This is a genomic window from Pseudomonas sihuiensis, from assembly GCF_900106015.1.
Classification (GTDB): Bacteria; Pseudomonadota; Gammaproteobacteria; order Pseudomonadales; family Pseudomonadaceae; genus Aquipseudomonas; species Aquipseudomonas sihuiensis.
This window is the reverse complement of sequence record NZ_LT629797.1, coordinates 591,697-605,053: the sequence shown is the minus strand read 5'-3', so window position 1 is coordinate 605,053 and position 13,357 is coordinate 591,697. Positions and strand designations below refer to the sequence as shown.

14 protein-coding genes, 2 tRNA genes and 2 pseudogenes are annotated in these 13,357 nt (G+C 63.2%); 11 read left to right on the top strand and 7 right to left on the bottom strand.

Annotation, left to right across the window (positions count from 1 at the left end):
- Positions 1-55 precede the first annotated feature (55 nt).
- From BLT86_RS03100 to BLT86_RS03090, 3 genes and pseudogenes are all read left to right on the top strand, one after another.
- Positions 56-364 (top strand): annotated as a pseudogene (locus tag BLT86_RS03100) (NAD(P)-dependent oxidoreductase); the annotation flags it as partial.
- Between the two features lie 27 nt (positions 365-391).
- Positions 392-823, top strand: coding sequence for a hypothetical protein (locus BLT86_RS03095; RefSeq protein WP_003461765.1), 432 nt, complete (start codon positions 392-394; stop codon positions 821-823).
- 4 nt (positions 824-827) lie between these two features.
- Positions 828-1,226, top strand: a complete 399-nt coding sequence (locus tag BLT86_RS03090) for an META domain-containing protein (RefSeq protein ID WP_092374542.1) — start codon at positions 828-830, stop codon at positions 1,224-1,226.
- A gap of 87 nt (positions 1,227-1,313) precedes the next feature.
- Here BLT86_RS03090 and dinB read toward each other — a convergent pair whose 3' ends face one another.
- Complete coding sequence (gene dinB, locus BLT86_RS03085) at positions 1,314-2,366, bottom strand: DNA polymerase IV (protein WP_092374539.1); 1,053 nt, start codon at positions 2,364-2,366, stop codon at positions 1,314-1,316.
- A gap of 144 nt (positions 2,367-2,510) precedes the next feature.
- Between dinB and BLT86_RS03080 the strand changes: the two genes are divergently transcribed.
- The 7 genes from BLT86_RS03080 (at position 2,511) to tsaA (ending at position 6,661) form a co-directional block, all read left to right on the top strand.
- A tRNA-Met gene (locus BLT86_RS03080) sits at positions 2,511-2,587 on the top strand.
- A 114-nt stretch (positions 2,588-2,701) separates the two neighbouring features.
- Positions 2,702-2,778: transfer RNA gene (locus BLT86_RS03075), tRNA-Met, on the top strand.
- Between the two features lie 137 nt (positions 2,779-2,915).
- A complete protein-coding gene (locus tag BLT86_RS03070; RefSeq protein ID WP_092374536.1) occupies positions 2,916-3,464 on the top strand; it encodes a cytochrome b in 549 nt (182 codons plus the stop codon).
- Positions 3,465-3,560: 96 nt separating this feature from the next.
- On the top strand, positions 3,561-4,883 hold the full coding sequence (rimO, locus tag BLT86_RS03065) for a 30S ribosomal protein S12 methylthiotransferase RimO (RefSeq protein WP_003461779.1): 1,323 nt from the start codon (positions 3,561-3,563) through the stop codon (positions 4,881-4,883).
- Positions 4,884-4,985: 102 nt separating this feature from the next.
- Positions 4,986-5,696 (top strand): rRNA pseudouridine synthase, encoded by a 711-nt coding sequence (locus BLT86_RS03060; protein ID WP_059391612.1) that lies wholly within the window; start codon positions 4,986-4,988, stop codon positions 5,694-5,696.
- Positions 5,697-5,739: 43 nt separating this feature from the next.
- Positions 5,740-5,946, top strand: a complete 207-nt coding sequence (locus BLT86_RS03055) for a hypothetical protein (protein WP_017677497.1) — start codon at positions 5,740-5,742, stop codon at positions 5,944-5,946.
- Between the two features lie 10 nt (positions 5,947-5,956).
- Positions 5,957-6,661, top strand: coding sequence for a tRNA (N6-threonylcarbamoyladenosine(37)-N6)-methyltransferase TrmO (tsaA, locus tag BLT86_RS03050; protein ID WP_092374533.1), 705 nt, complete (start codon positions 5,957-5,959; stop codon positions 6,659-6,661).
- A 48-nt stretch (positions 6,662-6,709) separates the two neighbouring features.
- Here the strand turns inward: tsaA and BLT86_RS03045 are convergent, their stop codons facing one another.
- Positions 6,710-7,012, bottom strand: coding sequence for a putative quinol monooxygenase (locus tag BLT86_RS03045; protein ID WP_017677499.1), 303 nt, complete (start codon positions 7,010-7,012; stop codon positions 6,710-6,712).
- A gap of 61 nt (positions 7,013-7,073) precedes the next feature.
- Here BLT86_RS03045 and BLT86_RS03040 point away from each other — a divergent pair, with 61 nt between their 5' ends.
- Positions 7,074-7,490, top strand: a complete 417-nt coding sequence (locus BLT86_RS03040) for a VOC family protein (RefSeq protein ID WP_017677500.1) — start codon at positions 7,074-7,076, stop codon at positions 7,488-7,490.
- A gap of 325 nt (positions 7,491-7,815) precedes the next feature.
- Here BLT86_RS03040 and BLT86_RS26330 read toward each other — a convergent pair whose 3' ends face one another.
- From BLT86_RS26330 to BLT86_RS03020, 5 genes and pseudogenes are all read right to left on the bottom strand, one after another.
- Positions 7,816-8,679 carry a methyl-accepting chemotaxis protein gene (locus BLT86_RS26330; RefSeq protein WP_370604702.1) on the bottom strand — a complete coding sequence of 288 codons (864 nt, stop codon included), beginning with the start codon at positions 8,677-8,679 and terminating at the stop codon, positions 7,816-7,818.
- Positions 8,674-8,859: pseudogene (locus BLT86_RS26325) on the bottom strand (HAMP domain-containing protein); the annotation flags it as partial. The gene BLT86_RS26330 and the pseudogene BLT86_RS26325, both read right to left, overlap by 6 nt.
- Positions 8,860-10,058: 1,199 nt before the next feature.
- The gene (locus tag BLT86_RS03030; protein WP_092374527.1) at positions 10,059-11,519 is read right to left on the bottom strand and encodes a sodium-dependent transporter; all 1,461 of its coding nucleotides are present in this window, start codon (positions 11,517-11,519) and stop codon (positions 10,059-10,061) included.
- 91 nt (positions 11,520-11,610) lie between these two features.
- Positions 11,611-12,261, bottom strand: a complete 651-nt coding sequence (gene maiA / locus BLT86_RS03025) for a maleylacetoacetate isomerase (RefSeq protein ID WP_092374524.1) — start codon at positions 12,259-12,261, stop codon at positions 11,611-11,613.
- Between the two features lie 98 nt (positions 12,262-12,359).
- Positions 12,360-13,346, bottom strand: coding sequence for a fumarylacetoacetate hydrolase family protein (locus BLT86_RS03020; protein ID WP_092374521.1), 987 nt, complete (start codon positions 13,344-13,346; stop codon positions 12,360-12,362).
- Positions 13,347-13,357 lie beyond the last annotated feature (11 nt).

Below are 13,357 nucleotides of genomic sequence, written 5' to 3'. Positions count from 1 at the left end.
GCCTGTTCAGCAGCAAGGGCTACGACCGTGTGTCGTTCCTGGCCGCCAACGACACCTCAACACCGGCCGCGGCGCGCTGGTCGACGCGCCGGCACTGATCAAGGCGCTGAAAAGCAGCCAGCTCGGCTACCTGGGCCTGGACGTCTACGAAGAAGAGTCGGAACTGTTCTTCAAGGATCATTCCGACCTGCCGCTGCAGGACGATACTCTGGCCCGCCTGCTGAGCTTTCCCAACGTCATCGTCACCGCGCACCAGGCTTTTCTCACCCACGAAGCACTCGATGCCATCGCCCGCACGACACTGGACAACATCGCGGCCTGGCTCACCGGGCAGCCAAGCAATGAGGTCAAGGCCGGTGCGTGATAGCATGCCGGCTGATCCGGAGGACCCATGGCCGAACACGATTTCCGTTATTCCCTGCTCAACCCGCAACACACCCTCACCGAATGCCGCGCACTGGCGCCGGGCCGCTACCAGGTCACCGGCAACGGCGGTTCGATCCAGGCCAATGACGTGCTGCTGGTCACCCTCAAGGGCAGTCGCGACCTGCACATGCGCCTGGAAGTGGAGAAGGTTCGCCACCTGATCAACCCGCCCGGCCAATGGCTGGCCGTGTGCAAGGGCCCGCAGTTCAAGGAGCTGGCCATCCATAACTGGCAGGTGAACTGCGACAGCTGCGGCAAGCAGCTGGATTTCGAATTCGCCGTCGATGCCGCGCTCGGCAAAGCCGCGCAAGCACCAGCCGCTGAAGCTCGTATCGCCGAGCTTGGCTGGCGCAACGACGCTGGCCGACACCTATGCCGTACCTGCCAGGAGGCCTGACACCATGTACCGCGCCCTGCCCCTCGCCCTGCTCACCGCCACCTTGGTCGGCTGTGCCAGCGACGCACCGCAGCTGGAAACCGAACGCAGCTACCAAGTGGAATGGATCGGCGAACACCCGCTGATCGACCGCAGCCACCTGACCGTCACCTTCGCTGCTGACGGCCGCGCCCATGGCCACGCGGGCTGCAATCACTGGTTCGCCGGCTACACGCTGAAGGATGACGCTGTCCGCTTCGAAACCCCGGGCAGCACCCGCAAGATGTGCGCGCCCTCATTGATGGAGCAGGAGCAGCGCTTCCTCGCGGCGTTGGCGGAAGTGCGGCGCTGGGACTTCAACGACATCGGCCAGTTGCAGCTGTGGCCGGCCACCGGCAAGCCGATTCGCCTCTGGCCGCAGTGATCGAGCCGCGTGAATACCCTGTGGGAGGCGCTTCAGCGGCGACTTCTTTATCGATGATCGCGGCTAAAGCCCCTCCCACAACGGCAACTACGCGAACAGATCGAGCTGCTCCTGCCGCCCGCGCAGATCATGCAGCCTGACGCCTACCCCGAGCAGGCGCACCGGCTTGTCGCCACGGGCGAAAGCGTTGCTCAGCAATAGCCGGTAGCTTTCCAGATCCCGACTGGCCCCCGCCTGCTCCAGGGTGGTCTGGGTGAAATCATGAAACTTCACTTTGACGAAAGGCTTGTCCGGTCGATAGCTGGTGTCCAGACGCTGCAGGCGGCCGTTCATCTCCTCGAGCAGTGCCGGCAGTTTCTCCAGACAGCTCTGCAGATCGGGTAGATCCTGATCGTAGGTGTGCTCCACGCTCAACGACTGGCGGCGGCTGTCCACCTGCACGGCACGTTCGTCGATGCCGTGGGCCAGGCGCCACAAGCGCTCACCGAAACTGCCGAACTCGCGCACCAGCGCCAGCTTGTTCCAGTCCCGCAGATCCAGACAGGTGCGAATCCCTAAGCGCGTCAGCTTGTCCGCCGTGACCTTGCCGACGCCATGCAGCTTGTTCACCGGCAACTGCGCCACGAAATCATCGACCTGATCCGGGGTAATGACGAACAACCCGTTGGGTTTGCGCCAGTCGCTGGCGATCTTGGCCAGGAACTTGTTCGGCGCGACGCCAGCCGACACGGTGATGTGCAGCTCCTGCGCCACACGACGGCGAATTTCCTGGGCGATGCGCGTGGCGCTACCAGCGAAATGCGGCGAGTCGCTGACATCCAGATAGGCCTCGTCCAACGACAGCGGCTCGATCAGGTCGGTGAACTGACGAAAGATGCCGTGAATGTCACGCGAGACCGAGCGGTACACCTCGAAGCGCGGTTTGACGATCAGAAGATCCGGGCACAACTTCAGCGCATGCCGCGACGACATCGCCGAACGCACACCATAGGCACGCGCCTCGTAGTTGCAGGTAGCGATTACCCCGCGTCGGTCCGCCGAACCACCGACAGCCAGCGGACGACTGGCCAGGCTCGGGTCGTCACGCATCTCGATGGCGGCGTAAAAGCAGTCGCAGTCCACGTGAATTATCTTGCGCACATCACCCTCGGAAGCCTCGCCCAGCCTGGCCTGGAGTACTGAAGTCTAACAGCTGTTTAACGCTAAGCACCTGAGTTGAAAACACTTTTCTCGCAAATAGCGGTTGACACCTGAGCATCTGACTGTAGAATGCCGACCCACAGACGCGGGATGGAGCAGTCTGGTAGCTCGTCGGGCTCATAACCCGAAGGTCGTAGGTTCAAATCCTGCTCCCGCAACCAGCTTCACGAAAAGGCCACTCAATGAGTGGCCTTTTTGCTTTGACGAAAATTAACTTTTTCGATCAAACGAAACAAATCGATTGACAAGACATTAGGTAAGCGTAGAATTGCCGGCGCGGGATGGAGCAGTCTGGTAGCTCGTCGGGCTCATAACCCGAAGGTCGTAGGTTCAAATCCTGCTCCCGCAACCACCTTCAGATAAAGGCCACTCAATCGAGTGGCCTTTTTCGTTTCCGGGCATTGATCTACCTCAGCGGTCCATAAGCCAAGCAGGCTTATGCTGGAAACGCCTGCTGCAGATGCAGGACATTGACCGAGGAACGCCTGAATGAACCGGAAGAACGCCTCACCACGCCATGGAAGCCTCTCCATCGGCCTGCACTGGCTGATGCTGATCCTGATCGCAGTCGTCTATGCCTGCATCGAGCTCAAAGGAAATTTCCCCAAGGGTAGCGAAACCCGCGAACTGCTCAAGCAGTGGCACTTCATGCTCGGCCTGAGCGTCTTCGCGCTGGTCTGGCTGCGTCTGCTGGCCCGCGCACTCAGTCCGACCCCGGCCATCGAGCCGCCGCTGCCGACCTGGCAAGCCCTGCCTGCCAAGCTGATGCACCTGGCGCTGTATGCACTGATGATTGGCGCGCCGCTGGCCGGCTGGCTGATTCTCAGCGCCGCTGGCAAGCCCATCCCCTTCTTCGGCCTGGAGCTGCCCGCGCTGATCGGCCCGGACAAGGAACTGGCCGGACAGATCAAGGAACTGCACGAGCTGGCAGGCACCGCCGGTTACTGGCTGATCGGCCTGCACGCCATTGCCGGCCTGTACCACCATTACGTGGCGCGCGATAACACCCTGACGCGCATGCTGCCGGGACGTAATTGAGGTGAAGGCGCCTCTGGTCAAGCGCACGAAGCGCCGCTAGAATTGCGCACTTTTTGATCAGAGGCGCCACCCAGGCGCCCTTAGAGGTTAGCCCGCATGTCCACCGCCACACCGAAAGTAGGGTTTGTCTCCCTTGGCTGTCCAAAAGCGACGGTCGACTCCGAGCGAATCCTGACCCAGCTGCGCATGGAAGGTTACGAGATCGTACCGACCTACCAGGATGCCGACGTGGTGGTGGTCAATACCTGTGGCTTCATCGATAGCGCCAAGGCCGAGTCGCTGGACGCCATCGGTGAGGCGCTGGCGGAAAACGGCAAGGTGATCGTCACTGGTTGCATGGGCGTGGCCGAAGACAGCATCCGCGACGTGCACCCGAGCGTGCTGGCCGTCACCGGCCCGCAGCAGTATGAGCAGGTGGTCAACGCCGTACACGAAGTCATCCCGCCGAAAACCGAGCACAACCCGCTGATCGACCTGGTGCCACCGCAGGGCATCAAGCTGACCCCGCGCCACTACGCCTACCTGAAGATTTCCGAAGGCTGCAACCATACCTGCAGCTTCTGCATCATCCCGTCGATGCGCGGCAAGCTGGTCAGCCGTCCGGTGGGCGATGTGCTCAGCGAAGCCGAGCGCCTGGTCAAGGCCGGCGTGAAAGAGCTGCTGGTGATCAGCCAGGACACCAGCGCCTACGGCGTCGACCTGAAGTACAAGCTGGACTTCTGGAACGGCCAACCGGTGAAGACGCGCATGCTCGAGCTGTGCGAAGCGCTGTCGTCGATGGGCGTGTGGGTGCGTCTGCACTACGTCTACCCCTACCCCAACGTCGATGACGTGATCCCGCTGATGGCCGCCGGCAAGCTGTTGCCGTACCTGGACATCCCCTTCCAGCACGCCAGCCCGAAAGTGCTCAAGTCGATGAAGCGCCCGGCCTTCGAAGACAAGACCCTGGCACGCATCAAGAAGTGGCGTGAGATCTGCCCGGAGCTGACCATCCGCTCCACCTTCATCGTCGGTTTCCCCGGCGAGACCGAGGAAGACTTCCAGTACCTGCTGGACTGGCTGACCGAAGCGCAGCTCGACCGCGTCGGTTGCTTCCAGTATTCGCCAGTCGAAGGCGCACCAGCCAACGACCTGGGCCTGGAAGTGGTGCCTGACGACGTCAAGCAGGACCGCTGGGAGCGCTTCATGGCGCACCAGCAGGCGATCAGCTCTGCACGTCTACAGGCCAAGATCGGCCTGGAGATGGACGTACTGATCGACGAAGTGGACGGTGAAGGCGCCGTGGCCCGCTCCTGGGCCGACGCCCCGGAGATCGACGGCAGCGTGTTCATCGACTCCCCCAACGTCAAGCCGGGCGACAAGGTGCGCGTACGCATCGTCGATGCCGACGAGTACGACATGTGGGGCGAGCTGGTCTGACCGACATATCTCCTGAAAAGCCCCGCAGCATGCGGGGCTTTTTCTTTTCCGGCACCACAGCTTCTTGCCGGTACAATGACCTTCTTTTTGTCGAGCCCAGTCATGAGCGAAGCCACCCGTCTGTCCAAACGCGTCATCGAGCTGTTCGGTTGCTCGCGCCGTGAAGCCGATCTTTACATCGCAGGGGGCTGGGTGACGGTGGACGGCCAGGTGGTCGAAGCGCCGCAATTCAAGGTCGAGGATCAGCGCGTCGAGTTGCACCCCGATGCCAGCCTTGATCCCGTGGAGCCCGTCACCCTGCTGGTGCATGGCTCGACTGGCTGCAACGCTGCACAGTTGCAGCACCTGCTGGTACACGAACGCCACTGGGAACAAGACCCGCACACCCAGCGCGTCCTGCATGGCCACTTCCTGCGCCAGGAGCAGAGCCTGCCGCTGCAGACAGGCGCCAGCGGCCTGATAGTGCTCAGCCAGGACTGGCGCACGCAACGCAAGCTGCGCGAGGATGCCGCCAAGCTGGAGCAGGAATACCTGGTCGAAGTAGCCGGCGAAGTGCCCGCCAGCGCATTGGAGCGCCTGAAGAAAGGCTGGCTGCACAAGGGCACGCAGTTCCCGCCGTGCAAGGCCAGTTGGCAGAGCGAACAGCGCCTGCGCTTCGCGCTGAAGAATCCGGCCCCTGACCTGCTGCGGCAGATCTGTACGGCGTTGGGCCTGAAGGTGCTGGGCATGAAGCGCATCCGCATCGGCGGCGTCCCCATGGCCAAGTTGCCGGTCGGGCAATGGCGCTATCTAGGCGAGAAGGAACGTTTCTGAGGTCGTGTTAGGCTGTGTCCGTCACGCTCTGGAGACCACCATCATGCGTACCCTACTGCTCACCGCACTGCTCGCCCTGAGCCTGCCCAGCTTCGCCGCGCCGGCACCATTCTTTCTCTGGCAGAGCAAGATCGATGGCCACCTGACCTGCGCTCAGGTCAGCCCTGGTGAGGGCTGGATTCGCTTCACCGGTCCATTCCGCGATGCCGGCTGCCGCGTGGCACACGACGCCCCCGTCAACAGACGCTAAGCAGGACGCCATGCAGCATCTGGTTTCTCCGGTCGGTATCGTTCGCTCCTGCTTCAAGGAAAAATTCGCCATTCCTCGCCAGCCGCACCTGGCGCCCGCCGCTCGCGGCGTGCTGGAGCTGCTCCCCCCCTTCGATCAGGGCGAGGCCGTGCAGGGCCTGGAACAGGTCAGCCATGTCTGGTTGCTGTTTCTCTTTCACCAGGCGCTGGAAGACAAGCCGCGCCTGAAAGTGCGCCCGCCACGCCTGGGCGGTAACCAGGCGGTAGGCGTGTTCAGCACCCGCGCCACCCATCGCCCCAACGGCATCGGCCAGTCCGTGGTACGCCTGGAACGAGTGGAACCGGACCGCCTGCATCTGTCCGGTATCGACCTGCTCGACGGCACCCCGGTGCTGGATATCAAGCCCTATGTGCCGTACGCAGATTCTGTGGCCGACGCGCACAACGATATGGCAGATGCACCGCCACCCCTGATTACAGTGGACTGGCAGGATGACGCGCTACGCCTGGCGCGCCAACACGCGCTGCGCCTGAACGAGCCGCTGGTGGAGCTGATCGAGCAGTGCCTGGCGCAGGATCCGCGCCCGGCCTACCAGCAGCCGCAGCCGGAGCGCCGCTATGGCGCGCGCTTCTGGGATCTGGACGTGCACTGGCACTATCCCGAGCTAAGGCATATCCGGGTGCTGGATATGCAGATGGCACAGAGCCCGGCCTGACCGAGCCCAGCCTTCGGAACGGCCAGTGGTGCAACGGGCAGCCTCACTTCAGCGCGATGGATTGAGCGCCAGCATATCGGCTTCGATAGCCTCCTGACGCTCGATCAGTGGTTCCACCAGCGGCCGGCTGGCGAGGAAATGCGCAGTTCGCGTATGCGCCTCGAAAGCCGCCTCGTCGACGTACACTTCGTACAGCCACACCAGATCGGGATCACTGCGGTCACGCATCACGTCGAAGGTCAGGCAGCCCGGCTCATCGCGCACCGAAGCGGCGGCGTTGACGCGCATGGCATCCATGAACGCCCCGAAACTGCCGGGTTTGAGTTGGGTCTTGAGCAATAGCACGTACACGGCAACCTCCATTATGTTTTATATTTGAAAAATAATTGTATACATATTGGAGTGTAAAAAGATGCTCGAACGCCCATCGCGCCTCAATGGCCTGCGTCATCTGGCCCTGCTGGTACCCAACCTGGAAGAGTGCGAGCGTTTCTACGTGGACGTGCTGGGCATGCAGTTGCTGCACCGTGCCAATGAGGACCTGGTCTACCTGACCTGCGGCAACGACAACCTGTCGCTCGGCCGCGCTTATGCCGAGAGCCACGGTGTGGCGCTGGTGGATCATTACGGCTTCATCGTCGACAGCGTCGAGGAGCTGGACGCCTGGTACCAGTACCTCAAGGCACAAGGGGTGACGCTGCTGGATCGGCCCTTCGACCATGGCGACGGCGCGCGCAGCTTTCACCTGCTGGACCCAGCGGGCAACAAGGTCCAGCCGCTCTATCATCCCGCGATCTCGGGCCAGCGCTTCAGTCCGGCCCGAACCTGAACATGTGGGAGCGAGCTCCCACAGCGCTGTAGGGCGTACTCGCGAAGCAGTACGTCGTTAGGACTCTTGCCGCACCGAAGATGGCGGACTGTTCGCTGACGCTCCTGAGTCCGCCCGCGGCCGGCGTCCCGGCTAGCCCGAGTCAGGTGCGGAACTGGCGCACCAACTCCTGCAGCTCGACACCCAAACGCGCCAGCGCCGTAGGGCGTACTCGCGAAGCAGTACGCCGTTAGGACTCTTGCCGTACCGAAGATGGCGGACTGTTCGCTGACGCTCCTGAGTCCGCCCTACGCCCTCCTGCGGCCGGCGTCCCGGCTCGCCCGAATCAGGTGCGGAACTGGCGCACCAACTCCTGCAGCTCGACACCCAAACGCGCCAGCTCGGCGCTGGAGGCCGCAGTCTGTTCCGTGGCGGTAGCGCTCTGCTCACCAATATCGCGCACACGGGTGACGCTCTCGTTGATCGCCTCGGCCACAGCGCTCTGCTCCTCGGCAGCGGCGGCGATCTGCTGGTTCATCTGCTCGATGGTACTCACCGCCTGGGTGATGCGACCCAGCGCGTCCCCAGCCTCGCCCGCCAGTTCGACGGTGCGGCGGGTCAGGTCGCGGCTGCTGTCCATCTGCTGCACGGCGCCCTTGGCCATGCGCTGCAGGCCGGCGATCAGGCTCTCGATCTCTTCGGTGCTGTCCTGGGCACGCTTGGCCAGCGCGCGTACTTCATCGGCGACCACGGCGAAACCACGGCCCTGCTCACCTGCACGCGCCGCCTCGATGGCGGCGTTGAGCGCCAGCAGGTTGGTCTGCTCGGCGACGTTGCGAATCACTTCCAGCACACTGCCGATACGCGCGCTTTCCTGATTCAGGTCGGCGATGGCCTTGGCGGACTGCTCCACTTCGCTGGCCAGACTGTCGATCTGATCCACCGCCTGCTGCACCACGCGATTGCCCTGCTGCGCTTCCAGATCCGCATCGCGCGCCGCCAGCGAGGCCTGCTCGGCGTTCTGTGCCACTTCCTGCACGGTCGCAGCCATCTGGTGCATGGCGGTGGCGGTCTGCTCGGTTTCCAGTTTCTGCGTCTGCACCCCGGCGCTGGTCTGCGCGGTGATCGCCGACAATTGCTCGGCAGCCGCCGCGATCTGCCCGACACCCCCGCCAATACGCCCGACCAGGGTGCGCAGGCTGAGGGTCATGTCCTGCATGGCGGCCAGCAACTGGCCCACTTCGTCGCGGCGATCCTGCGGGATGTTCTGGCTGAGATCGCCCGCGGCGATGCGTTGGGCGAAAGTCACGGTCTCGCGCAGCGGCGCGACGATCAAACGGGTGATCAGCAACGCCGCGCACAGGCCCAGCACCACTGCGGCAGCACCCATGATGCCGAGCATCACCAGCGAGCGCTGGCTGTCGTCGAGCATGCTCTGCTCGGCCGCCGCTTGGGCTGCTTCGGCCAGGTCCACCACCGAGCGCGCACGTTCGATCATGGCGTTCTCAGTGGCCAGGTTCTGCTCACGCAGTTGCTGGTAATAGAGGAAGGAACGCTGATAGAGGGTCAACGCCTGCAGCGCGGTGTCAATGGCGCCTTTCTGGTCGTCGTTGAGCCATACCATCAGGCTGCGAGCCACGGTTTGCAGGTCTTCACTGACGTATTCCCATTCTTCCAGCGCCTCAGCCGAACCGTCGATGATGTACAGGCTTTCATGACCACGCAGATCGAGCATGCGTTTGCTCAGACCGGATGCTGTTTCCGCCAGGGTCAGCGGATCGCTGCCGCGCAGGCGGTCGCCCTGCAGACGCAGTTCACGTACTGCGTCGTACATGTCCAGCTCGATCACCTCGAACTGGTCGCGCGCTTCGGCAGCGGCGCTGCGCATGTCCTGCCGTGCTTCGCGCGCCTTGTCCTGCTGCTCGACATAGTTGTCGAACTGCTTGAGGTACTCGGCCACGGCCTGCTGCATGGTCTGATTGCGCGAGGTGGCGCCAGAACTGTCCTGGGCGAGCTTTTCCAGCAGTGTCTGCACCTTGAGCAAACTGGCCCGCACGAGCTCGGCACTCTGCGGGGTCTGCTCGATGGCGAAGCTGCGCTCCAGGCGACGCGCCTGAAGAATCTCCTGGTTGACCTGTGCCAACTGGCCGACCTGGGCATGTCCTTGCAGCACCGCCTGTACAGCGAGAAAGCCGCTGCCGGTCATGGCTGCAGTGAGCAGCAATACCAGACCGAAGCCGATGAATAACTTCTTGCCGACGGCAAGGTTGGCGAATAGGCGTGCGGCAGGTTCAAACATAGGGGACAACTCCAGGTTCTTCTTATAGAGCCACGTCTCGTGAACGCGGCCTGGTCGGAAGGCAACGCAACTGCTATGCCAAATCGAACCCCATATATCGGCAGCAAAGGCGCCCAGCTTGAGTACTGGCAATTCGCCAAGTGGTTTTGTTAAGCATAGCCCCTGAAAAGCAGACATCTGGCCATGCTCGGCAACTATCCGCTTATTGGCGCCGATTTACTGGCGATTTTTCGCCGACAAAAAAAGGCGCAGCCCCTCACGGAGCTGCGCCTCGGTCTGTCATCAACGACTCAGCGGCCAGTCAGTACCGGCATCACTCGTGGCCGCAGCAATTCGCCAGCCACAGCCAGCAGGCCGATGGCACCGGCAATCCAGTACCACTGCAGTACGGGATCGAATATCAGCCAGCCCAGCGCATGCAGGAACACCACCATGATCAGCACCGGGCTGACGTAGCGCACCATGAACAGCCACAGTGCGTACCCCGCAGGCGGCAGATCGAGCTCATCACGCATGATCTCGCCGCGCAGTGCGTAGCCTGCGAGTACGACCATGAAGATGCCACCCAGCGGCATCATCCAGCGCGAGGTGAGGTAATCCAGCCAGTCGAAGAAGTTTTTGCCCAGCGGCGTCCAGCCCGCCAGCAGGTTGAACGACAGCATTGCCAGCAGGCTGATCACCAGCAGTACCGCGCCGGCCCCGATGGCAGCGCGCAGGCGGCTGATACCGTGCTTTTCGTTCAGGTAGGCCACGCTGGCCTCGATCATCGAGATCGCCGAGGTCAGCGCGGCGATCGATACCATGGCGAAGAACAAGACGCCGAACGCGGTGCCGAATGGCATCTGCTGGAAGGCCAGCGGCAGGCTCATGAAGATCAGCCCCGGCCCGGCGCTGGGGCTCATGCCGTTGGCGAAGATAATCGGGAAGATCGCCAGACCGGCCAGCAGCGCCACGCAGGTATCGCAAAGTGCAACGATGAAGGTGGTCCGCGCGATGGATTGACCGTCCGGGATGTAGGAGCCATAGGTGAGAATGGCGCCCGAGGCCAGGCTGAGGGTGAAGAAGGCATGGCCCAATGCGGCCAACAGCGCCTCGCCGGTGATTTTCGAGGCATCGAAATGGAACAGGAAATCGAAACCGGCGCTGAAACTGCCGCTGGTGAAGGCGTAGCCGACCAGCACGATGAGCATCAGGGCCAGGCCCGGCATCATCCAGCGCACCGCGTTTTCGATGCCTTTCTGCACGCCCCTGGCGACGATCCACAGGGTCAGCAGCGCCACCAGCACGCTCCAGCCGCCAAGCTGCCAGGGGTTGGCGTTGTGCGCTTCGAACACCCCACCCAGCGCCTCGACGCTGGTGGCGGCCAGGGAGCCGTCGAGCATCTTCCACGTGTAGGCGAAAGCCCAACCAGCAACGATCACGTAGAAGCACAGGATCATGAAACCGGCGAGCATGGCCATACCGCCAACCGCCTTCCATAGCGGGTTGCCACCGTTCTCGCGTACCACGCGGCCGATGGCGTCGATGGGGCTGCCGCGACCACGGCGACCGATGGCGATCTCGGTCATCATCACCGGAATGCCGATGGCCAGGATGCACGCCAGGTACATCAGCACGAAGGCGCCGCCGCCGTATTCGCCGGTGATGTAGGGGAATTTCCAGATATTGCCCAGGCCGACGGCCGAGCCGGTTGCAGCGAGGATGAAGCCCCAGCGCGAGAGCCAGAGGTTCTTCGGTTTTTCACGGGTCATGCGTCACCTGTTTGTTTTTATCTGTGACGGAATCGGACCCGCCGCGCTTGTGGCGCAGCGGAATGCAAGGCTTGGGTTGAAGCCGAAGGTGTCACTGGGCGTCGGCTTGTGCCTCCGGTGCGGCCAGTTGGAAGGCCTCCAGGGGTTCACAGCGCGCCGCCATGGCGACAATGCGTGGGTACGCGGCAAGGTCACAGTTAAAACGCCGCGCATTATACAGCTGCGGAATCAGGCAGGCTTCCAGATATCCAGGCCGCTCGCCGAGCGACAGGCGTCCGTCGAATGCGGCCAGGCCCTCCTCCACGGCGGCCAGACCGAGCGCGACCCAGTGCCGGTACCAGGCGTTTTTCGCCTCATCGGCGACGCCCAGTTCGCTGGACAGGTACTGCAGCACGCGCAGGTTGTTCAGCGGATGCACGTCGCAGGCGATATGCAGCGCCAGCGCCCGCACCTGGGCACGCTCGGCCGGATCCGCTGGCAACAGCGCCGGCACCGGGAAGATCTCTTCGAGGTATTCGATGATCGCCAGCGACTGGGCGACACGCACGCCACCGTTCTCCTCGTCCACCAGCAGCGGCAGCAACTGCTGCGGGTTCAGCGCGCGGTAGTCAGCGCCGTGCTGCTGGCCGCCGTCCTTGACCAGGTGCACTGGCACCTGCTGGTAAGCCAGGCCCTTGAGGTTCAGGGCGATACGCACCCGGTAGGCGGCGCTGGAGCGCCAGTAGCCGTAGAGTTTCAACATTGCGGATTCCTCGCGAAACGCGACCTGCGTAGGAGCGGCTTCAGCCGCGATGCTTTTAGCGACTTCAGACAAATCGCGGCTGAAGCCGCTCCTACAGATCAGCGGGCGTCGTACTTTTCCACCACCTGATCGATGGCGCCGAAGATGCTCTGCCCGGCAACGTCGAACATCTCGATGCGCACCCGGTCGCCGAACTTGAGGAACGGCGTCTTCGCCTCGCCCTGCTCGACGATCTCCAGCATGCGCTTTTCCGCCAGGCAGGAAGAACCGGCACTGCGGTCGTAGTTGGACACGGTGCCCGAACCGATGATGGTGCCGGCGCCCAGCGGCCGGGTCTTGGCGGCATGCGCTACCAGGGTTGGGAAGTTGAAGGTCATGTCGACGCCGGCGTTCGGCTGGCCGAACAGCGCGCCGTTGATATGCGACACCAGCGGCCGATGCACCTTGCCGTCCTTCCAGCTCTCGCCCAGCTCGTCCGGGGTGATGGCCACCGGCGAGAAGCTCGATGACGGCTTGCTCTGGTAGAAACCAAAGCCCTTGGCCAACTCGCCAGGGATCAGATTGCGCAGCGAGACGTCGTTGACCAGCATCAGCAGGCGGATATGGCCTGCCGCTTCGGCCGGCGTGGCGCCCATCGGCACGTCGTCGGTGATCACTGCCAGCTCGGCCTCCAGGTCGATGCCCCAGGCTTCGTCGGCCAGGCTGATCGGGCTGTGCGGCGGGATAAAGGCATCGGCGCCGCCCTGGTACATCAGTGGATCATGCCAGAAGGATTCGGGCATCTCGGCGCCGCGCGCCTTGCGCACCAGCTCGACGTGGTTGACGTAGGCGCTGCCGTCGGCCCAGTGATAGGCACGCGGCAGCGGGCTGTGACAGGCGGCCTGATCGAAGGCGAAGGCGCCCTCTTCCAAGCCGTCGTTGAGACGCTGATAGACCGCTTCGAGCTTGGGCCGGGCCACGGCCCAGTCGTCCAGCGCAGCCTGCAGGGTGAAAGCGATCTGCGGCGCGAGCACGGCGCGGGTGAGATCGCGGGAAACGACGATCAGCACGCCATCGCGGCCCTGGTTCAGTGATGCGAGTTTCATGCTCAAACCTC

Bases quoted from the DNA above. Each gene is read 5' to 3' on its own strand.
- BLT86_RS03095 (WP_003461765.1), top strand. From the start codon at position 392: ATGGCCGAACACGATTTCCGTTATTCCCTGCTCAACCCGCAACACACC.
- BLT86_RS03090 (WP_092374542.1), top strand. From the start codon at position 828: ATGTACCGCGCCCTGCCCCTCGCCCTGCTCACCGCCACCTTGGTCGGC.
- BLT86_RS03070 (WP_092374536.1), top strand. From the start codon at position 2,916: ATGAACCGGAAGAACGCCTCACCACGCCATGGAAGCCTCTCCATCGGC.
- rimO (WP_003461779.1), top strand. From the start codon at position 3,561: ATGTCCACCGCCACACCGAAAGTAGGGTTTGTCTCCCTTGGCTGTCCA.
- BLT86_RS03060 (WP_059391612.1), top strand. From the start codon at position 4,986: ATGAGCGAAGCCACCCGTCTGTCCAAACGCGTCATCGAGCTGTTCGGT.
- BLT86_RS03055 (WP_017677497.1), top strand. From the start codon at position 5,740: ATGCGTACCCTACTGCTCACCGCACTGCTCGCCCTGAGCCTGCCCAGC.
- tsaA (WP_092374533.1), top strand. From the start codon at position 5,957: ATGCAGCATCTGGTTTCTCCGGTCGGTATCGTTCGCTCCTGCTTCAAG.
- BLT86_RS03040 (WP_017677500.1), top strand. From the start codon at position 7,074: ATGCTCGAACGCCCATCGCGCCTCAATGGCCTGCGTCATCTGGCCCTG.
- BLT86_RS26330 (WP_370604702.1), bottom strand. From the start codon at position 8,679: ATGACCCTCAGCCTGCGCACCCTGGTCGGGCGTATTGGCGGGGGTGTC.
- BLT86_RS03030 (WP_092374527.1), bottom strand. From the start codon at position 11,519: ATGACCCGTGAAAAACCGAAGAACCTCTGGCTCTCGCGCTGGGGCTTC.
- maiA (WP_092374524.1), bottom strand. From the start codon at position 12,261: ATGTTGAAACTCTACGGCTACTGGCGCTCCAGCGCCGCCTACCGGGTG.
- BLT86_RS03020 (WP_092374521.1), bottom strand. From the start codon at position 13,346: ATGAAACTCGCATCACTGAACCAGGGCCGCGATGGCGTGCTGATCGTC.